Here is a 19,215-nt window from a genome sequence, read left to right as displayed (position 1 = left end):
TTAAGAGGTTACTATGCCAATTAACCCTATTAAATCTTCATGGCGCAAACTCAGCGCAGTTGCCGTTCTTTTTTTAGGAATGTCTTTCCAGCAAGCATTTGCACATGCGCATTTAAAAGACCAGCTTCCTGCTGAAGGTACAGCAGTAGAACAAGCGCCAGAGTCTATCTCATTAAGCTTTTCTGAAGGTATCGAAGTTAATTTCACTAAAGTCAGTATTATTGGGCCTGAAAATAAAATTGTGAAAACGGGTAAAGCAATATTAGACCCAAGTAACGATACAAAAGTGATCGTTCCTGTTGAAGACAAGCTCATTGCTGGGAAATATGATGTTAATTGGAGCGTTGTTTCTGTCGATGGACACAAAACAAAAGGAACGTATAGCTTTACAGTGAAATAATATGTCACTAGAAGCTTTTTACACACTTATTCGCTTTGTTCATTTTATCGCTGCAATATTGATGTGCGGAATGTCAATATTTGCAGTGGTGCTTAGTCGCGGGTCATTTAATTATTTACTAAGCCGCTATCTGAATAAAGGCATTTTCTTCTGCGCCATCGTTACAGTGTTAACGGCCTTTAGCTGGATGCTTGCGCAAGCAGGTTTGATGGGTGATGGTTGGGAAGATAGTATCGACTGGGAGATATGGCAAGGGGTATTAGGGACGTCATTTGGTCAAATATGGCGTTGGGAACTTTTGTCATCCGTTTCATTACTTTTGGTTTTATTTGTAAAACCTATCAAATTACGATTAAAGTTAATATTGCTCTTTTCGCTAATCCTACTCGGTCTGCATGCTTTTATTGGGCACGCGGCGATGCATGATGGCGCAATCGGAATGCTTCATCGTATTAATCAGTTTGTTCATCTTATTAGTTCTGCCTATTGGTTTGGTGGTTTGTGGCCTTTTTTAATTTGCATTCAATTTTTACGCAATAAAAAAGAGATGGCTGAAGGGATGGATAAACAAATTGTGAATACCATGATGCGTTTTTCGCGTTTTGGCCATATCGCCGTTGCACTGGTTATTATAACGGGGATCATCAGCGCAGTAACTCTCTTGCCAGGCTGGCCATTAAACTACTCTGGGTCAGAATACCAATCACTACTTTGGTTTAAGATCATTTTAGTGGGGGGAATGCTTTTGTTAGCTATTATCAATCGCTACTACATTGTTCCGATCATTAGGCAAAAAGGGCGGGTAAATTACCTAATCATTAACAGTTGGGTTGAGTTACTGTTAGGCACTATGGCGATCCTTTCTGTGGCGATTTTTGCAAGCTACCAACCAATCTAGCTAAACTTTTATATTTAATTGATAATATGCAACGATATCTTCAATGTTTAATAAGGTCACTACCATGAAACTTAAACTCATTATTTGCTCTCTATTATTGGGTGGAACTGTGAGTACAGCTTTTTCTGCACCGTTAACATCCGTGAGTAAAAAACAATTTGGTGCTGATTGGCCATTTACTCGTGAGGAGGTCATGTTAGAGTGCCGCCATAATGGGGCTTTGGTCGTCATTAACCCGGCCACATTAATGCAATATCCACTCAATGAAATAGCGACTGAACTGATGAATAAGAAAGAGATAAAAGCGCAGCCTATTGATGTACTACTTAAGCCTATTGATAGCGCCAAGTCAGTAGAGGAAAGAATCTTGCCTATAAAAGAAGCCGCTGAAAAATTGTGTGTGGTCAATTAAGTGTATTGCCAATTAAAATTATCAGCCTATAGGAAAGTGGGGAATTAGAAAATTATCAATATTATTCAATATGTTGATTGATTGAAAGGTTTGAGTTATTGCATGCATAGGTTCAACCTATTAAACAAATAGTTCAACTTTAGAAAATTAAGAAATAAATTGTGTTAATAATATGTGAAATTATTGATAATAAACATGGTAAGAACGTGCATTGAAAGCTAGTATTAGAGTGTACTTTGTTACGTCTCAATGGCAATTTTAGCGCACGGCTCTGCCAGAGCCATTTCCCAAGGCCCGGTAATCGGAATCTACCAGGCCTCTTTTTTTGCCTATTATTTTGTTCGTTCTCATTTCATATCAGCTTATTAGTTCCTGCTCATTTATATGCTTAGCCACTCGCCTAAGTTTTAGTCACTCACCTAAGCATAGTAACAAAACGATTAAGCCAGTTTCATCACCCAATGATGATTTTCTTTGTCATAGCGATCACGGTAGAGTAAGACTGGTTTCTCATCTAAAGTTGCCGGAATACTTGTATGTTCGTCCCACCCATCAAGTTGCATGCAGAAGTCAGTATCAGAATCACATGGAATACTGACGGTATCGCTTTTGTGGGAAGCCATAATCGCATCATTAATTTCATAGGAAGATATTTTCAATTTCACAATACACATAACTGCACCTCACTTTATCCATTTTAACCATATATAATCAGCCCAACGAAGTTAAGCATAGTATAAATGGAATTAATTTCCAAAATAATTTTTATGGTGTGTGTTAGGAAAGGGTGCAATATGTGGTTAATATGCACCCTAATAGTGGTTATTTTTTAGGGATAGACGTTCCCCACGCCATGTAATCTTTAGGGGGTTCTAATTTTAGGATGAAATGCTGTTCAGGTTTAGCTTGTGGGGCTAAAGGCACTGATGGCGGTGTTGCAAGGGAGATACCACCACGCACAAACTGTTTGAACGTTCCGCTTTTGGCAACGCCACCCGTTAAGCCAAAGGAAAAATTAAAACCGGAGGATTGCCAAAACTCGGTATTGCTGCGAATAAGATATTGGTATTCCTTCCCAATACGTGTTGCAACATATACGCGATCGGAAAGCTCTCCCAAATATAGACCTGTAACGACACCGACTTCTAATCCTCTAAACAAAATAGGCGTGCCAACCTGAATGGCCCCGACATCACTAGCATCAAGGTAAATAGTTAAACCGTCGAGATAGCGCGAGTCTGTAATATTGGCGGTTTGTAATTCAAACTGATAACGGGTTTTATTATTCCGTCCCGGTTCTGCGCTAATATATGGTTGCAATATACTATCTAAATTATTTAAACCAGCGGGAGATAGTTCAGGGGTTACAACAGCGAAGCGACTTCCTAGTTTAGTAAAAGTACTGACATATTCAGGGTATAGGATCGCCTTTGCTTGCACTTCACGTTTATCAGATGACAATTTTAATGATTCAATTTGGCCAATATTTATACCTAAGTAACGGATTGGCATACCTTCGGAGAGTTTTGATGCATCAAATGTTGTCAGAGTAATGATGCTTCCTATTGCTTTCGCAGAGGTCTCATTTGGATAAAGTGTATGCTGTCGAGCAGTATTGGCGACGCTACCATCAAGGTTATCAAAGCTAATTGCACCGCTAATGGCTCGGCTCAGAGGGGCCGCTTGAACGGTTAAACCGTTACTATTAAGTTGAACTTTTGCGCCACCTTCAGCCCAAAACACACTGTTCTCAGTGAGTAAATGAAGATATTCATTTGAGATATTTACATTGATCGCAAACCCGACTTTGGTCGGTTTAATTGCAATGATTTTGCCGACGGCAAATTGGCGATAAAGAACAACAGAGCCAGCTTGAATGTCTGGTAATGTAGTCGTGTTGAGGGTGATAGTGGTGGGAGGTAAAGCCCCTAAAATACCCGCTTTTGCATTATCATCACTACGATATAAAGGAAACGTTTCGGGGAGTTTCTCTTTACTTTGTCCTGCAATTAGATGGATGCCGCCATCTAGCCATTCTTGAGGAGTAGCACCTTGGAATTGCACCCCATTAAGACCTAATTGGATATCCACCCGGCTATTAGCAACAAATTTACTATCTTCACGCACAAGGTGTTTGAACTCATCATATATCAAGATACTAAAATTGACTTTCTCAGTAGCCAAGTGACGCTGTAACACCTCGCCAATTTGAATGCCTTTATAAACAATCGGTTGACCTTTATCGACACCGTAAGTGTCATGTGCCCAAAGTGCTACCGTAAGGGGGGATTTACCGTCTTCCTCTTCGGTTTTGATTATCTTTTTGCTACTTTGTAGGACAAATTGTTGCCCTTCTTCTGCTTGTGGGCTGTTTTGCGGTGAATCAAAGGCAATAGCGCCATTGATAACTGCAGAAAGGCTTTCCATTTTTAGACTGGCACCAGACTTAAGGTCAAAATTGCCTTGAAGCCCTGATACATTCCAAAACTGGCTCTCTTTGCGGACTAAGTTAACATAAGGCTTTTTTACTACCGCAGAAATGGAAACACCCTTGTTATCAGGCAAAATAGTGTAGTCCGAAATATAACCAACAGGCACTTTCCGGTAATAAATAGGGGAGTTTTCATTCAATGAGCCTAGATCTGGAGCTGTAAGGTGAATAAGTAACTCACCTTTATCAATATTGAGTTGTGGGGGCGTATCTTGTGCAACAAAAGAGAACTGCTCTGTTCCTGTGCTGGGTAACATGCCAATGTAATTTCCACCAACCAGAGCATCAAGGCCAGAAACGCCAGCCAATGATGCTTTGGGGGTGACTAACCAAAATTTAGTGCCCGAATTCAAAGCCGGTCGCATGTCTTTATTCACACTAGCGGTCACAATAATGGTTTTCATATTTTTACTGATAGCAACAGATTGCACTAAACCAACTTCAACACCTTGGTATCGGATAGGCGTTCGATTGGCGACAACACCAGGTGCAGAGGTAAACTCAATCGTGATATCTGTTCCTCGTTCAACCCAATGCTGAAACAAAAGCCAGCCCGCAATGAAAATAGCGACTAAAGGCAGCAGCCAGAAAGGCGAAATTTGCTTGCGTTTACGTAATATGGCTTCTGATATTTCTTCAGAAGGTTCATTTTGCGGGGTTTGATTTTCCATAAGAATCCCAAATTAAACGGCTATCTAACCACTCAACAGCCAAAATAGTTAAAATAACGGCTGAACCAAAATACAGAGCAGCAGGCCCCATAGTAAAAGACATCAGCTGATCTCGATTAACGAGTGTCATCATTAAAGCAATGACAAATAAATCTAGCATGGACCAACGACCAATCCATGAAACAAACTTAAGTAATTTCATACGTAGAATAGGGTCAGTATTGCTTTTGAAATGGATAGAAAACAGTAGCAATATCATGATAATAATCTTAATAAATGGAACTAGTATACTGGCGATGAATACAATAATTGCTATTGGCCAGTTGCCTGTATCAATTAAAGAAACGACCCCAGAATAAATGGTGTCCTCTAAGCGCTGTCCATTGAGATAAAAAATAGAAATTGGCATTAAATTAGCAGGAAATAATAACACCATGGCTGCAATTAGTGCGGCCCAGGTTTTTTGTAAGCTATGAGGCTCCCGAAAATGTAGAGGACGATGGCATCGTCTGCATTTCCCATTCCAATTCGCAGGCCCAGTGTAATGACAGGCAGTGCAGGCTAGTGTGCTATCTTGCGCTTCTTTATTATTAGTGGGATAAAATTTGTGCCATAACTCATCTAGGTTCATATGGATGAGAATTAATAAACTGAGAAGAGACATAGTAATAAAAGCGACTAAGCCATGGCCAATAAATACACTCGCGTAATCTTGCATTTTAATGGCGGCAATACCCAATGCTATCAGGTAAACATCTAACATAACCCACTCTTTGATATGTCCAAGCACTAAAAGGATCGGCCGGAGATTCAAATTGATGCGCTGACCAATAGGTAACAATAAAATTAAAATTGGTAATAATAAGGGGGCGGCAATAGCACAAAAAGCCACTATACTGGCGGTAAATGGGTCCCCTTGTTGATTAATTAAGCGAATACCTTCAATGACATTTGCGTTGATTTGGCTTCCTAATAAATGAATTGAAATGAGAGGTTGCCAAAATGCAATGGGGGCAAGCATCAATAATGTGATAGCCAGTATTGATAAACGATTAAGTGACCAAGATCGCCCATCATTAAGTTGGCTAAAACAGCGAGGGCAAACAACGACTTGCCGTATGCTGAATTGAGGCGTTAGTAGCTTCTGATTGCAATGATTACAGCGTTGAAAAAGCAAATCAGTGTGATTAGTGTGGCTCATATTGACTCATTTTAGGTGGTTACCTAGATGTAATCTAGTGTAAAAGAATTTACCTCAAAGTGACAAATTGGTAATCTTAGGGCTATGCTTACAAATATTTGATTAATTGCTTGATTATTACAAGAAATAATTATGGATAAAAAGAAGTATTATCTTGAACTTTCAGACAATCTCTCTGCTCTACTTGCAGGTGAGTATGATTTAATTGCAACCTTAGCAAATACCAGCGCATTATTATATGAATGTTTAGAAGGTGTTAACTGGGCTGGTTTTTATCTCAGTAATGGGCAAGAATTAGTGTTGGGTCCTTTCCAAGGTAAAGTTGCATGTGTTCGGATCCCTTTTGGTAAAGGCGTTTGTGGAACAGCCTTTAGCAATAACCAAGTTCAGCGTATAGAAGATGTACATGCATTCCCAGGTCATATTGCCTGTGATGCAGCAAGTAACGCAGAAATTGTCTTTCCTTTGGTAGTTAATGGGCAAACTATAGGGGTTTTAGATATCGATAGCCCAAATATTAGCCAGTTCGACCAGGAAGACGAAAAAGGGTTACAACACCTTGTAAGCCAGCTGTGTCAACACTTGGCAATGTGTTCTATGCCTAAATATCATTAAATAATGGTCAGTTAAATTAATAGTAACGTGGCAATTGTCAGCAACACGATTATAATGTCGGCTTGTTCATGCCCGTGAGGTTGGCAAAATCGTTGTTATCAGGAAATTTCATGGAAAATCAACCTAAGTTGAATAGTAGTAAAGAAGTTATCGCATTTCTAGCAGAGCGTTTTCCTCGCTGTTTTATCGCTGAAGGCGAAGCACGTCCGTTAAAAGTCGGAATTTTTCAAGACATCGTAGGGTGCTTAAAAGAAGAAGATGGTATTAGCAAAACGCAACTGCGTTCTGCATTACGCATGTATACTTCTAGCTGGCGTTATCTTTACGGTGTTAAAGAGGGCGCTAAACGCGTTGACCTAAACGGTGAAGATTGTGGCGAATTAGACGCAGAACATATTGCTCATGCGCGCCAACAATTATCTGAGGCTAAAGCTCGCGTTCAAGCACAACGTGCTGAACAGAAAGCACAGAAACGCCCAGTTGCACAAAAAACGGGTGAAAAAACACCGCGTACTCAAGATGCAACTAAAGAAAGAGCACCTCGCCGCCGTCCAACAGAGAATAAAGAACGTCCGCAAAATACATCATCTAAGAACTCTCGTCGTAATACACCAGCTCCAGAGCAAAAACTGAAATCAGTGACTGATATCAACGCACTACAGATTGGCCAAACTTTGAAAGTGAAAGTGGGCACTAGTGTGATGGACGCCTCTGTGCTGGAAATTGCAAAAGACGGTGTTAGGGTTCAATTGCCAACAGGGCTGGCAATGATTGTACGCGCGGAACATTTAAAGTTCTGATACGGAGGTCAATCAGGTCATGAACAAACTTCTTAAAATTGCACTGGTGGTTAGTCTAGCGACTTTCGGCAGTGCAGTCGCTAATACTCAAGCAGTGGCTCCGGTCACTGCGGCTCAGTTACCTGTCTTAAAACAGAATGTACAACACGGTACAGTGAGTGAAAGAGTCACATCTCGGTTTACTCGCTCACATTATCGTCAATTTGATTTAGACAATGCGTTTTCTGGGAAGATATTTGACCGTTATCTTAATATGTTAGATTTCGGTCATAATGTTTTACTTCAATCCGATATTGACCAATACGCCAAAGATAAAGGCAAAGTCGGTCAATGGCTTGAGGATGGCAAATTAGATCCGTTTTATGACCTGTATAACCTGTCTCAGGAAAGACGTTTCGAGCGTTTTAAATATGCACTAGCTCGTTTAGAGCAACCCATCGATTTAAATGCGACTGATTCAATTGAAGTTGACCGTTCTAAATCACCATGGCCCAAAGACAAGCAAGAGCTTGATCGTCTTTGGGACCAAAAAGTGCGTTATGACTGGTTGAATTTAAAACTATCAGGGAAAGATGACAAAGAAATCAAAGAGAAACTGACAAAGCGTTATAACTTTGCGTTGAGGCGTTTAACGCAAGCGCAAAGTGAAGATGTGTTTCAATTGATCGTTAACTCTTTCGCTCGTGAAATCGACCCGCACACAAGTTATTTATCGCCTCGTAATACAGAACAATTCAATTCAGAAATGAGTTTATCATTAGAAGGAATTGGTGCGGTATTACAGCAAGATGACGAAAATACAGTTATCAACTCGTTAGTTGCTGGAGGCCCTGCGGCTAAAAGTAAAGAGCTAAAAGTTGGTGATAAAATTATCGGTGTAGGCCAAACGGGTAAACCGATTGTTGATGTGGTTGGCTGGCGTCTTGATGATGTGGTTGCTTTAATCAAAGGCCCGAAAGGAAGCAAAGTTCGGTTAGAAGTCGTTTCTGATACTAAAGGGGCGAAGCCACATATTGTCACCATAGTTCGGGAGCAGATCCGGCTAGAAGACCGAGCAGTCAAGCTGACAATCAAACAGCAAGGTAAAGATAAAGTTGCTGTTTTAGATATTCCTGGTTTTTATGTCGGCTTAACAAATGATGTTAAAACCCAATTACAAAACTTGGCAAAAGATAATGTTTCCGCATTGGTTATCGATTTACGCGGTAATGGTGGTGGTGCATTAACCGAAGCGGTTTCTTTATCTGGCTTGTTCATTCCGAAAGGGCCAATTGTGCAAGTTCGTGATAATAACGGCCAAGTTCGCCAAGATATCGATGATGATGACGTTGTTTACTATAAAGGTCCTCTTGTTGTTTTAGTCGACCGTTTTAGTGCATCCGCATCAGAGATCTTTGCTGCGGCAATGCAAGATTACGGTAGGGCGATGATTGTCGGTGAACCGACTTTTGGTAAGGGAACCGTTCAGCAACACCGTGGTTTAAGTCGTGTTTACGATCAAATGCTAAAACCAGAATGGCCTTCATTAGGTTCCGTTCAGTATACCATTCAGAAATTTTACCGAGTTAATGGTGGAAGTACACAGCGTGAAGGGGTGACTCCTGATGTGGTCATGCCTACAGGCCAGGATCCAGCTGAAACAGGTGAAAGTTTTGAGGACAACGCATTGCCATGGGATAGCATTCCACCGGCAAAATATACGCCTGTTGGTGATGTTTCTTCTGATTTATCGCCAATAAAAACGCAGCATTTGGCGCGTATTAGCAAAGATCCTGAGTTCAACTATATTGATGAAGATATTGCGCGCTATAAAGTTAACAAAGAGAGTAAGAATCGTATTTCACTCAACTATGCTGAGCGACAAAAAGAAGATTCAGAAATTGAAGCGACAAAATTGAAACGTATAAATGAACGTAATACTCGAGAAGGTAAACCATTATTGAAATCAATTGATGATTTACCTAAAGATTACGAAGGGCCAGATCCATACCTCGATGAAACGGTTAAAATGGCGGTCGATTTAGCGAATCAACATACTAAGTTATTATCAAATAATAAATAATTTCCTCTTATTATTTGTCAAATTAAGCCAGCGCCTAAGCTGGCTTAATTTTTTAAGTTTTCCTGTACCATCTTAATAGCTATCGCAAAATATAAGCTAAACATTAATGTATTGTTAATATGATATTTTTAGTAAATAGTCCCCAAATTAATGCAGTTTTATGCTTTGTTTACTTTATTTTTTAAAATGACTAACTGAAATTAATAATTAACTATAGGTTTCTTTACCTTTACTTAATTTATCCTAAACTTTTGGTATAGTTTCCTTATCAATGAGGCATTACCATGCGTAAATTATTTATAGGATTAATGGCTGTTAGTGTGATGATGGTTGCATCTATTAATACAGCGAATGCAAGAAATTACCCTTGTTCTGGAAGTAAAGGAGGAATTGACCGTTGTGACGGGGAGAAGTTTATCTGTAATGACGGGTCAACAAGCCGTTCAGAGCAAGTGTGTACGATAGAATTAAAAAACGATATTAACAGTAAAGCGAAAGCGGCTGGAGCGGTGATTGGCACAGGCGTTGTCAAGCAATCAAGTAAATCATCGGTTTCTGACTCAATAAAAAACAGTAGTGACAAAGCCAGTAAAACCGTTTCTGATAAAGCAGACAAGGCAAGTGATAAAGCATCTGGCACAGCTAAGACAGTAAAAGAGAAGGCCAGCAAAGCTGCGGATAAAGAAGTTAAAGACGTAAAAGATAAAGTTAGTAAAGGGACAGACAAAGAATCGGCAAAAGCCGTAAAAGAGAAAGCAACAAAATCGACTAAAGAGAAAACTAATTAGTTCGAAAATAAAACTGCAAATTACAATAAAACATAATAGTGCCACTTAATGTGGCATTATTTTTTAATAAAATAAAAGTAAAATTGAATATTCATTCATTTGACAAGCAAAGTGGATGATAAGATAGATAAATACACTAAATTGTTTTTGGTGATTGACAAACTAGCTTTATCGTTTCAATGAAAAATAACTTTAAATTTAGATGGTTATAAAATGAACCTAAAAAAACAAATGGTTAAAAATTTCACCATCAAAAGTTATCATTTAATTAGCAGATACCAATGAGTTTTGCATGTAGCTATGTAAAGTTATGTTATTTTTTAGGGTTTTCGCGTTAATGCACTTGAAAAAGTGTGAAAAAACCTTATTTATAAAGTAAATTCTACGTATATTTGTTTTTACCAAGGAATACATAAAAAATGATGAGAATTGCTTTATTCTTACTCACAAACTTAGCAGTTATGTTTGTGTTTGGGATAATCCTAAGTTTAACTGGGATCAGAGGGAGTAGTGTCCAAGGTCTTATGATCATGGCTGGTCTGTTTGGTTTTGGTGGTGCTTTCATATCACTATTAATGTCCAAATGGATGGCTCTGAAATCAGTGGGCGGTGAGGTTATCGAAACGCCACGTAACCAAATGGAACAGTGGTTAGTATCAACCGTTGAGCGCCAAGCACAACAAGTTGGTATTAAGATGCCACAAGTGGCTATTTATCATGCACCAGATATCAATGCGTTTGCTACGGGCGCGCGACGTGATGCTTCGCTTGTCGCGGTGAGTACCGGGTTATTAGAAAATATGAGCCGTGATGAAGCTGAAGCTGTAATTGCTCATGAAATTAGCCATATCGCAAATGGCGACATGGTAACGATGACCTTATTGCAAGGTGTGGTGAACACGTTCGTTATCTTTATTTCACGTATTATTGCACAGGTTGCGGCAGGTTTTATGTCCAACAGTGATAACGAAAGTGAAAGTAGCAATGGTAACCCAATGGTCTATTTTGCGGTTTCCATGGTGCTTGAAATCGTCTTTGGTATTTTGGCGAGCATCATTACTATGTGGTTCTCTCGTTACCGTGAGTTCCACGCGGATGCTGGCTCGGCAAAATTAGTGGGGCGTGAAAAGATGATAGCGGCATTGCAACGGTTAAAAACGAGCTATGAACCACAAGAAGAAGGTCGTTTGATGGCATTTTGTATCAATGGTCGTGGTAAAGCATTCAGTGAATTATTTTTATCGCACCCACCATTAGACAAACGTATCGAAGCATTACGTTCAGGTGAATATTTAAAGTAGCCTAAATAATCGTCTAAAGTTAGCTTTAAGTAGACAATAATTTTAGTATCTGCCCAGTAATTGTTTAATTACTGGGCTTTTTTATTGAAACAGTATGTGACACATATCCCCTCAAAAATATCAACCCATATTCAATTAACTCAATTTTAATGACGACTCGCAATTAATTGTATTTATAACTGCAATTGATAAATCACAAGTGAGCTTACTCACAATCTTTTATTTTAAATGATGAATTTTAGAAATTTTGTTCGCTTTTATTCTACTTTTAATCTTTATTAGATTGATAAGGAAATGTTATGAATTTTATTGATATGTTAATTGATATGAATTAATTGGGGGTAGGATGGATTTGATAACGACGTGGTTAAGTGAACTAAATGGTGTGGTGTGGGGAGTACCAATGCTTGTTGGGATCTTAGGCGTTGGCATTTATATGCAAATTCGGCTTGCATTCCTACCGATAAGAAAAATTGGAACAGGCTTTAAGCTATTGTTTCAAAAGAATGAGTCACGAGGTGAGGGGCAAATATCACCTTTTAACGCATTAATGACAGCGTTATCGGCCACTATTGGCACGGGGAATATAGCTGGGGTCGCAACTGCGGTCGTCATGGGAGGGCCTGGCGCGTTATTTTGGATGTGGATGACGGCTTTGGTCGGAATGGCAACTAAGTACTCCGAAGCCGTGTTAGCAGTTCGTTTTCGTGAAGTGGATAAATATGGTCAGTATATTGGTGGCCCAATGTACTACATTAAAAATGGGTTAGGCCCTAAATGGATTTGGTTAGGAACGCTGTTTGCCTTTTTCGGTGCATGTGCTAGCTTTGGTATCGGAAATACGGTACAAGCTAACTCTGTTGCAGATGTACTAGAAAGTAACTTTGGTGTGCATAAATGGTTGACGGCGGGGGTATTAGTTTTATTAGTCGGTGCGGTATTGATTGGTGGATTACGACGTATCTCTGATGTTGCAGGAAAACTTGTCCCATTTATGACTGTGGCTTATTTTGGCGCAGGTGTCATTGTGCTTGGTATCTATTTTAAGGAGATCCCAGGTGCGCTCTCTTTGGTCGTGACCTCAGCTTTTAACCCTGTCGCTGCTCAAGGTGGGTTTGCAGGTGCGGCGGTATGGGCTGCAATACGTTTTGGGGTTGCACGAGGCGTGTTTTCCAATGAAGCGGGTTTGGGAAGTGCACCTATCGCCCACGCTGCTGCAAAAACACAAAATCCTATTCGCCAAGGGCTTATTGCGATGTTAGGGACATTCATTGACACTATCATTGTGTGTTCTGTTACAGGATTAACCATCATTATTACTGGTGGCTGGCTGACCAGTGAAACCGGAGCGACACTAACCGCATCATCATTCCAAACAGCCATTCCAGGTGGAAATTACATTGTTGCTATTGCATTAGCCATATTTGCATTCACCACCATTTTGGGTTGGAGTTTCTATGGCGAAAAATGTGTGCAATATTTATTCGGGTTGCGAGCAATAAAACCGTACCGAGTTTTATGGTTAATAGCTTTACCTATTGGTGCAACGCAATCACTTGATTTTGTTTGGTTATTAGCGGATACACTAAATGCTATGATGGCGATCCCTAATTTAATTGCTCTGTTACTTTTAAGCCCTGTTGTTTATCGGTTAACACGAGACCATATAAAAGATGTGAACGCAGATAGCATTGATATGGCAAAACAGTTGTACGACAATAAATCATAATCGATTGATAATAAGCTTCATTTTAATGATGAAGCTTATTATTTCTTCAATATCCCCCTCTTATTCATAAAGCTTATCGATGGGTAATATATAAATCATCTATTTTTATCGGTAAAATTACAGAATGGCGTTAAATGCGCTATGCTTAGAAGAGAAGTTGTAAACCATGCGTATTTTATAAATTAAACAAGGGGATAGAATGGATATTCTGGAGAAAACGTTATTGTTTGGTAATGAATTTTTGACAACGACAAACCCCGCTAGGTTAGTTCCATTTAAATTTGAGATCTATCATTCTGAGCAAGGTTTTTACCATCGAGTCTATAAGCAAGTTGGCATGTCAGGGGCTAACTTAGGGCAAACATTTCAAGTGTGGGCTTTTGAAGAGCAGAAAAGCTGGGATAAACAAACCGCTGATACGACAGTTGATGAATATATTCAGCATTGCCAAGATATTTATAAGCGGAATAATGCATAAGTTGTAGAAAAAAAAAGCCCCCTTCATAGGGTTCTGAAGGGGGAGCTAAATGAATAAAGAATGGTTTAATTCATGAACAAAGATAGATGATTTTCATGATTAAAACTTAGTTATTTGTGCAGTTTAAACCACTCAATAGTATATATATCCTTAAAATAGCATTTATCGCTAAATAATCTATTGGCGATACCCTGTTTTTATTTGTTCTAACGTGTTTTTATAGGTTTCTGCCTGTTTTTCGTCTTCCATTTGTGCAATTTCACGTTGCATCTTGATTAAAATTTTACCTGCATCAGCTTGGCCGATAGCTTTTAACATATGCGTCAGTAAATTTTTTAGACAAGTAACTTCATCCGCTAAAGTATTAACGTTAGGTTCAGTAGGAAAATGGTTTTTCATTAAAAAGGTCCTTTAAGCATAAAAAATAATAGCAAGATTGTAGCATAGAAAGTAATACTATGTGTTTTCAGATAACTGAATGTTATAAATATTCAGATTAATGCGTTAAATTTGAACGAACGATTAAATAGGATGTAGGAGGCGCTAATAATTACTAGGCCCGCTGTTTTTCTTGCCAGTAGGTAGGAAGGAGTCTTTATGAACAATAAAAAATTGTGATACAATTCACAAAAAGAGTTATTGGCAACAGAGGTTGCTCAGTAACGACTCAATCCTGTACTAAATACCAATGTCTTTTTGCAGCAATTTTTACATCCAATTAAGCTGTTGGTATCTGTTATTTGTGGGAAAGTGAAGGCTAAAAGAAATATGACGCAAGTTTCTAGAAAAACAGCTTGGATCCGTGTAATAGCATTAGCGGTTGCTGCATTTGTTTTTAATACAACAGAGTTTGTACCTGTTGCATTACTCAGTGATATTGCAAAAAGCTTTGATATGACGGTCGCACATACTGGTTTGATGATAACAATCTATGCGTGGGTTGTGGCTTTGATGTCGCTACCTTTAATGTTATTAACCAGTAAAATAGAGCGCCGTAAATTATTAGGCTTCTTATTTGTTATCTTTATTATTAGCCATATTATTTCTGGTTTTGCATGGAGTTTTGATATTTTAATTGCAGGACGTATTGGTGTGGCTTTATCTCATGCTGTATTTTGGTCAATTACGGCATCGTTGGCTATTCGGGTTGCCCCCGCAGGTAAAAAAGCTCAAGCACTTGGATTATTAGCGACGGGGACTGCATTAGCGACAGTATTAGGTCTTCCCCTTGGCCGAGTGGTTGGGCAATTCTTAGGTTGGCGAGCGACATTCTTAGGTATCGGTGTTATTGCATTGTTTACTATGGTTGTCTTGATCCGTTTTTTACCTCGGTTACCAAGTGAACATTCCGGTTCGTTAAAAAGTGTGCCTATGCTATTTCAACGGCCGGCACTCGTTGGAATGTTTGCATTAACGGTGTTAGCAGTAACCGCACATTTTACGGCTTACAGTTATATTGAGCCTTTTGTTCGAGAAGTTGCATTACAAAGCCAAAATTTTGCAACTTTACTCCTGCTGATTTTTGGTGGAGCTGGTATTGTTGGCAGCGTCATATTCAGTCGCTACAGCAGCAAGTTTTCATTATCATTCTTACCCGCAGCAATCGCATTTATGACGATTTGTTTATTATTGCTGATGCCATTAGGCAGAGATGTTTGGTCTTTGGTGATGTTATCCGTGTTCTGGGGAATGGCAATGATGTGCATTGGTTTAGGGATGCAAGTTAAGGTGATTGATTTATCTCCAGATGCCACCGATTTGGCAATGTCAATTTTCTCTGGAATTTTCAACATCGGTATTGGTGCAGGGGCGCTGCTAGGTAATCAAGTTATTGTCCATATGGGGATGACTCAGATTGGTTACATTGGTGGTGTGATTGGTCTTATAGCTTTCGCATTATGTGTCTATTTATTCAGGCGCTATAGTGACACCCTTAGCGATAGAATAGGCGCTGCTGCAAATCACTAACTCGCATTTCATTATGACGTAAAGATGAAAGCTCTGTGTTATTTTAATGATAAACAGAGCTTTTTTGTTGTTACCTGAGTAACTCATTCTAATAATAAGGAAAGACAATGAAGGGTCTAGGTTTCTTATTGATGTCTATTATTGCTGAAGTCATTGCAACGACAACATTAAAAGCATCTGATGGTTTTAGTCGTTTTTGGCCGTCTTTGATTGTTATTATCGGTTATGCAGTCTCTTTTTGGGGGCTTTCACAGGTGGTGAAAACCATGCCATTAGGTATTGCTTATGCAATTTGGTCAGGTTTGGGAATTGTGTTGGTTTCCATCGCTGCAATTTATATTTACAACCAAAAACTCGATTTACCTGCAATTATTGGTATGCTATTAATTATTATTGGTGTCTTAGTCATCAATTTATTTTCAAAAAGTGGTGGGCACTAAACCGTTGGTGCAGGATATTCAGGCAGCATGATTGGGGAAACAAAAATGAGGCATCGGGTTAGTCAATTTTTAAAACCAGTAATAGCAATGTCACTTGCTGGGGTGATATCTGTCATGCTATCTGCGTGTGGTAGCTCAAACGTAGATAAGTCTGTGGAACATTCCGCGAGTCAGTATGCCCAGCAAGTGGTCAATTTAGGGCCTGGTGCGCAAGAAGCTTGTGTGTCAGCGGGGGGCTTACCTGCATTGACATTAGAATTAAATGGTTCACAAACTGCCGTATGTCAATTTGCGAATGGTAAACGTTGTGCTGTTGACATTATACAATCGGGCTCTTGCATATAACTCTTCTTTTTATGAAGTTAATTAACCTCCTATTAATTATTAATAAGAGGTTAATTAACGCTATATTCCCATTCTAATCTATTCTATTTTAATATTCCTATATTTCATTTTATTAATTATGTTTTTTATTAATCATATATAGGCCGTCTAATTATGAGCATCTATTTAGGTGTTTATTTTAATTATTGATATTTAATGACGAAATTACTAATATTAAATAATAAAGAATATTTTAGATAATTATAAAAGCACATATAAAGACGTTTACATTTATTAAAGAGTAATGCCTAATGAAAAAGAAAATTGAAGAGTATGATGGCCCCGCTGCAGGTTGGGGGGCTGTAAAAGCAGTTGCAGAAGCGTTACGCGGCCAAATGAAAGTCGGGCACGATATCATTGCGATGTTTGAAATGAATAAGGTGGACGGTTTTGACTGCCCTGGCTGCGCGTGGCCTGATCCTGTACACACAGCGTCATTTGATATTTGTGAGAATGGGGCAAAGGCAATTGCTTGGGAAGCGACATCTAAAAAAACAACCCCGGAATTTTTTTCTAAATACACCGTTACAGAATTACTTGAGTGGGATGACTTCCATTTAGAAGATGAAGGCCGTCTAACTCACCCGATGAAATATAATTCACAAACCGATAAATATGAACCTATCGAATGGGAAGAGGCCTTTCAGCAAATAGGTACGCGTTTACAAAGTTATTCAGACCCAAATACTGTTGAATTTTATACCTCCGGTCGAACTTCAAATGAAGCCGCATTCTTATATCAATTGCTGGCTCGTGAATATGGAACAAATAATTTCCCTGATTGTTCAAATATGTGCCATGAGCCAACGAGTGTTGGTCTTGCTGATTCCATTGGTGTTGGTAAGGCGACAGTATTGTTAGACGATTTTGATAAAGCGGACTTAGTTATTTGTATAGGTCATAACCCGGGGACTAACCATCCAAGGATGTTGAGTTCATTGCGCGAAGTTTCTAAACGCGGCGCAAAAATCATTGCAATAAATCCTTTGAGAGAACGCGGTCTTGAGCGTTTTGCCTACCCGCAAGACGTGGTAGAAATGCTAACGCTAGAGTCTACACCTTTAGCAGGGCACTATTATAAGGTTCGTATCGGTGGAGACACAGCTTTACTTAAAGGTGTCATGAAGTTGTTGATTGAAAAGCACCAAGCCGCTGTGGATGCAGGAAAAGAACCTATTCTCGATACTGAGTTCATATCAACTCATACACAGGGTTATGAAGCTTTAAAAAATGACTTACAGACAACAAGCTGGAAAGATATCTTGAGGGTTTCTGGTTTACCTCGTGAGTCTATTGAAGAGATTGCCGACCTTTATATTGAGGCAAAAAGCACTATTATTTGTTATGGCATGGGGATCACTCAGCACGAACATGGTACGCAAAATGTGCAGCAACTCGTTAATTTACTGCTACTAAAAGGTAATATTGGCCGCGAAGGTGCGGGTATTTGCCCATTGCGCGGCCATTCGAATGTTCAGGGTGACAGAACGGTTGGCATTACAGAGAAACCGTCAAAAAGCTTTTTAGACAAAATTGAACAACGATTTGGTTTTAAACCACCAAGTGAATTTGGCCATGCAGCAGTGGCTAGTATGCAAGCAATTTCTGAAGGAAAAGCCAATGCGTTAATTTGTATGGGTGGAAACTTAGCAGTTGCAATGCCAGATAGAGACGCTTGTTTTTCAGGTATGAAAAAGCTTGATTTAGCCGTCCATACAGCAACTAAACTAAATCGTTCTCATTTATTAACCGCTAAGCAGACATTCATATTACCTGTATTAGGGCGTAGTGAGATAGACAGACAAAGCAGTGGTGTGCAATGCGTTACGGTAGAAGACTCCATGTCGATGGTTCACGCATCAAAAGGTTTACTTAAACCTTGTAGCCCTTATCTTAAATCCGAGTGTGCGATTGTTGCAGGGATAGCGAGAGCGGCAATACCGCAGAGTAAAGTTGAATGGGATGATTTTATCGGTAATTACGACTTGATCCGCGATGCGATGGAAGCGGTACTGCCTGGTTTTGATGATTATAACGCACGTATTAAAATACCTGGAGGGTTCCATCTGACTAACGCTGCTTCTGAGCGTCGTTGGTTAACGCAATCAGGTAAAGCTAACTTTGTACCGACAGAGGGCGTTATTGAAGACCCGAATTCAGCGGTAAATAGCGAATTGATTTTGGCGACATTGCGTAGCCATGATCAGTACAATACAACAATTTATGGGTTAAATGACCGATACCGTGGTGTGTTTGGGCAGCGAGATGTTGTTTTCATCAGTGGTGCAGAAGCCCAAAAACAGAAGTTAGAGGCGGGGGATAAAGTTAATCTCATTGCATTAGATCGTGAGCAGAAACCGACAAAACGCCGTTTAGATAACCTCACTGTCGTGATTTATGATATGGCAGACCGCAGCGTTGCTACTTATTTTCCTGAAGCTAATAATCTAATTTCGTTAGATAATTTCGACCCGCAATGTGGTATTCCTGCGTATAAAAATATTCCCGTGAAATTAGAACGAGTTATTCAATAAACAGATTTAAGTTTTAGAAACCCCAAATGTTGAACGTAACATT

The 19,215-nt window shown here is 39.4% G+C and carries 18 protein-coding genes; 14 read left to right on the top strand and 4 right to left on the bottom strand.

From position 1 onward, the window contains the following. Window positions 1–13: 13 nt before the first annotated feature. The 3 genes from copC (at window position 14) to PR809_RS08150 (ending at window position 1,710) form a co-directional block, all read left to right on the top strand. The gene (gene copC / locus PR809_RS08160; RefSeq protein ID WP_102138685.1) at window positions 14–400 is read left to right on the top strand and encodes a copper homeostasis periplasmic binding protein CopC; all 387 of its coding nucleotides are present in this window, start codon (window positions 14–16) and stop codon (window positions 398–400) included. Window position 401: 1 nt separating this feature from the next. Continuing rightward, a complete protein-coding gene (gene copD / locus PR809_RS08155; protein ID WP_166264842.1) occupies window positions 402–1,298 on the top strand; it encodes a copper homeostasis membrane protein CopD in 897 nt (298 codons plus the stop codon). A 64-nt stretch (window positions 1,299–1,362) separates the two neighbouring features. Then, window positions 1,363–1,710, top strand: coding sequence for a DUF2511 domain-containing protein (locus PR809_RS08150; protein WP_102138683.1), 348 nt, complete (start codon window positions 1,363–1,365; stop codon window positions 1,708–1,710). A gap of 440 nt (window positions 1,711–2,150) precedes the next feature. Here PR809_RS08150 and PR809_RS08145 read toward each other — a convergent pair whose 3' ends face one another. From PR809_RS08145 to yebS, 3 genes are all read right to left on the bottom strand, one after another. Continuing rightward, window positions 2,151–2,384 (bottom strand): DUF1480 family protein, encoded by a 234-nt coding sequence (locus tag PR809_RS08145; RefSeq protein WP_102138682.1) that lies wholly within the window; start codon window positions 2,382–2,384, stop codon window positions 2,151–2,153. 148 nt (window positions 2,385–2,532) lie between these two features. Next, window positions 2,533–4,872, bottom strand: a complete 2,340-nt coding sequence (locus tag PR809_RS08140) for a PqiB family protein (protein WP_181489768.1) — start codon at window positions 4,870–4,872, stop codon at window positions 2,533–2,535. Further along, on the bottom strand, window positions 4,847–6,073 hold the full coding sequence (gene yebS / locus PR809_RS08135) for a membrane integrity lipid transport subunit YebS (protein ID WP_272524505.1): 1,227 nt from the start codon (window positions 6,071–6,073) through the stop codon (window positions 4,847–4,849). The genes PR809_RS08140 and yebS overlap by 26 nt, the downstream gene beginning before the upstream one ends. 132 nt (window positions 6,074–6,205) lie before the next feature. Between yebS and PR809_RS08130 the strand changes: the two genes are divergently transcribed. From PR809_RS08130 to PR809_RS08100, 7 genes are all read left to right on the top strand, one after another. Continuing rightward, the gene (locus PR809_RS08130) at window positions 6,206–6,688 is read left to right on the top strand and encodes a GAF domain-containing protein (protein ID WP_102138679.1); all 483 of its coding nucleotides are present in this window, start codon (window positions 6,206–6,208) and stop codon (window positions 6,686–6,688) included. Between the two features lie 110 nt (window positions 6,689–6,798). Beyond that, window positions 6,799–7,488 (top strand): RNA chaperone ProQ, encoded by a 690-nt coding sequence (gene proQ, locus PR809_RS08125; protein WP_102138678.1) that lies wholly within the window; start codon window positions 6,799–6,801, stop codon window positions 7,486–7,488. Between the two features lie 19 nt (window positions 7,489–7,507). After that, on the top strand, window positions 7,508–9,550 hold the full coding sequence (prc, locus tag PR809_RS08120) for a carboxy terminal-processing peptidase (protein WP_102138677.1): 2,043 nt from the start codon (window positions 7,508–7,510) through the stop codon (window positions 9,548–9,550). Between the two features lie 284 nt (window positions 9,551–9,834). Continuing rightward, window positions 9,835–10,338: a cell envelope biogenesis protein TolA gene (locus PR809_RS08115; protein WP_206276134.1), complete on the top strand. Its 504-nt coding sequence runs from the start codon at window positions 9,835–9,837 to the stop codon at window positions 10,336–10,338. A 419-nt stretch (window positions 10,339–10,757) separates the two neighbouring features. Then, a complete protein-coding gene (gene htpX / locus PR809_RS08110) occupies window positions 10,758–11,639 on the top strand; it encodes a protease HtpX (RefSeq protein ID WP_166264854.1) in 882 nt (293 codons plus the stop codon). Window positions 11,640–11,985: 346 nt separating this feature from the next. Continuing rightward, window positions 11,986–13,368 carry an alanine/glycine:cation symporter family protein gene (locus PR809_RS08105; protein WP_102138675.1) on the top strand — a complete coding sequence of 461 codons (1,383 nt, stop codon included), beginning with the start codon at window positions 11,986–11,988 and terminating at the stop codon, window positions 13,366–13,368. Window positions 13,369–13,567: 199 nt separating this feature from the next. After that, a complete protein-coding gene (locus PR809_RS08100; RefSeq protein ID WP_102138674.1) occupies window positions 13,568–13,846 on the top strand; it encodes a hypothetical protein in 279 nt (92 codons plus the stop codon). A 177-nt stretch (window positions 13,847–14,023) separates the two neighbouring features. Here the strand turns inward: PR809_RS08100 and PR809_RS08095 are convergent, their stop codons facing one another. Further along, window positions 14,024–14,245 carry a DUF2594 family protein gene (locus tag PR809_RS08095; RefSeq protein ID WP_102138673.1) on the bottom strand — a complete coding sequence of 74 codons (222 nt, stop codon included), beginning with the start codon at window positions 14,243–14,245 and terminating at the stop codon, window positions 14,024–14,026. A gap of 369 nt (window positions 14,246–14,614) precedes the next feature. Between PR809_RS08095 and PR809_RS08090 the strand changes: the two genes are divergently transcribed. From PR809_RS08090 to PR809_RS08075, 4 genes are all read left to right on the top strand, one after another. After that, entirely contained in the window at window positions 14,615–15,814 is a 1,200-nt protein-coding gene (locus tag PR809_RS08090; RefSeq protein WP_206276135.1) for a sugar transporter, read from the top strand. A 107-nt stretch (window positions 15,815–15,921) separates the two neighbouring features. Then, the gene (locus PR809_RS08085; RefSeq protein WP_102138671.1) at window positions 15,922–16,254 is read left to right on the top strand and encodes a DMT family transporter; all 333 of its coding nucleotides are present in this window, start codon (window positions 15,922–15,924) and stop codon (window positions 16,252–16,254) included. Between the two features lie 45 nt (window positions 16,255–16,299). Then, window positions 16,300–16,599, top strand: coding sequence for a DUF333 domain-containing protein (locus PR809_RS08080; protein ID WP_102138733.1), 300 nt, complete (start codon window positions 16,300–16,302; stop codon window positions 16,597–16,599). 290 nt (window positions 16,600–16,889) lie between these two features. Continuing rightward, the gene (locus PR809_RS08075; protein WP_206276136.1) at window positions 16,890–19,172 is read left to right on the top strand and encodes an FdhF/YdeP family oxidoreductase; all 2,283 of its coding nucleotides are present in this window, start codon (window positions 16,890–16,892) and stop codon (window positions 19,170–19,172) included. Window positions 19,173–19,215 lie beyond the last annotated feature (43 nt).

The sequence above is a fragment of the Providencia sp. PROV201 genome (genome assembly GCF_028479545.1).
GTDB lineage: Bacteria > Pseudomonadota > Gammaproteobacteria > Enterobacterales > Enterobacteriaceae > Providencia > Providencia huaxiensis.
The sequence above is the reverse complement of the archived record's forward strand: the minus strand, read 5'-3'. Positions and strand labels throughout refer to the sequence as shown.

What these genes read in the sequence shown, in the direction of transcription:
- copC (WP_102138685.1), top strand. Translation starts at nt 14, where the DNA reads ATGCCAATTAACCCTATTAAATCTTCATGGCGCAAACTCAGCGCAGTT.
- copD (WP_166264842.1), top strand. Translation starts at nt 402, where the DNA reads ATGTCACTAGAAGCTTTTTACACACTTATTCGCTTTGTTCATTTTATC.
- PR809_RS08150 (WP_102138683.1), top strand. Translation starts at nt 1,363, where the DNA reads ATGAAACTTAAACTCATTATTTGCTCTCTATTATTGGGTGGAACTGTG.
- PR809_RS08145 (WP_102138682.1), bottom strand. Translation starts at nt 2,384, where the DNA reads ATGTGTATTGTGAAATTGAAAATATCTTCCTATGAAATTAATGATGCG.
- PR809_RS08140 (WP_181489768.1), bottom strand. Translation starts at nt 4,872, where the DNA reads ATGGAAAATCAAACCCCGCAAAATGAACCTTCTGAAGAAATATCAGAA.
- yebS (WP_272524505.1), bottom strand. Translation starts at nt 6,073, where the DNA reads ATGAGCCACACTAATCACACTGATTTGCTTTTTCAACGCTGTAATCAT.
- PR809_RS08130 (WP_102138679.1), top strand. Translation starts at nt 6,206, where the DNA reads ATGGATAAAAAGAAGTATTATCTTGAACTTTCAGACAATCTCTCTGCT.
- proQ (WP_102138678.1), top strand. Translation starts at nt 6,799, where the DNA reads ATGGAAAATCAACCTAAGTTGAATAGTAGTAAAGAAGTTATCGCATTT.
- prc (WP_102138677.1), top strand. Translation starts at nt 7,508, where the DNA reads ATGAACAAACTTCTTAAAATTGCACTGGTGGTTAGTCTAGCGACTTTC.
- PR809_RS08115 (WP_206276134.1), top strand. Translation starts at nt 9,835, where the DNA reads ATGCGTAAATTATTTATAGGATTAATGGCTGTTAGTGTGATGATGGTT.
- htpX (WP_166264854.1), top strand. Translation starts at nt 10,758, where the DNA reads ATGATGAGAATTGCTTTATTCTTACTCACAAACTTAGCAGTTATGTTT.
- PR809_RS08105 (WP_102138675.1), top strand. Translation starts at nt 11,986, where the DNA reads ATGGATTTGATAACGACGTGGTTAAGTGAACTAAATGGTGTGGTGTGG.
- PR809_RS08100 (WP_102138674.1), top strand. Translation starts at nt 13,568, where the DNA reads ATGGATATTCTGGAGAAAACGTTATTGTTTGGTAATGAATTTTTGACA.
- PR809_RS08095 (WP_102138673.1), bottom strand. Translation starts at nt 14,245, where the DNA reads ATGAAAAACCATTTTCCTACTGAACCTAACGTTAATACTTTAGCGGAT.
- PR809_RS08090 (WP_206276135.1), top strand. Translation starts at nt 14,615, where the DNA reads ATGACGCAAGTTTCTAGAAAAACAGCTTGGATCCGTGTAATAGCATTA.
- PR809_RS08085 (WP_102138671.1), top strand. Translation starts at nt 15,922, where the DNA reads ATGAAGGGTCTAGGTTTCTTATTGATGTCTATTATTGCTGAAGTCATT.
- PR809_RS08080 (WP_102138733.1), top strand. Translation starts at nt 16,300, where the DNA reads ATGAGGCATCGGGTTAGTCAATTTTTAAAACCAGTAATAGCAATGTCA.
- PR809_RS08075 (WP_206276136.1), top strand. Translation starts at nt 16,890, where the DNA reads ATGAAAAAGAAAATTGAAGAGTATGATGGCCCCGCTGCAGGTTGGGGG.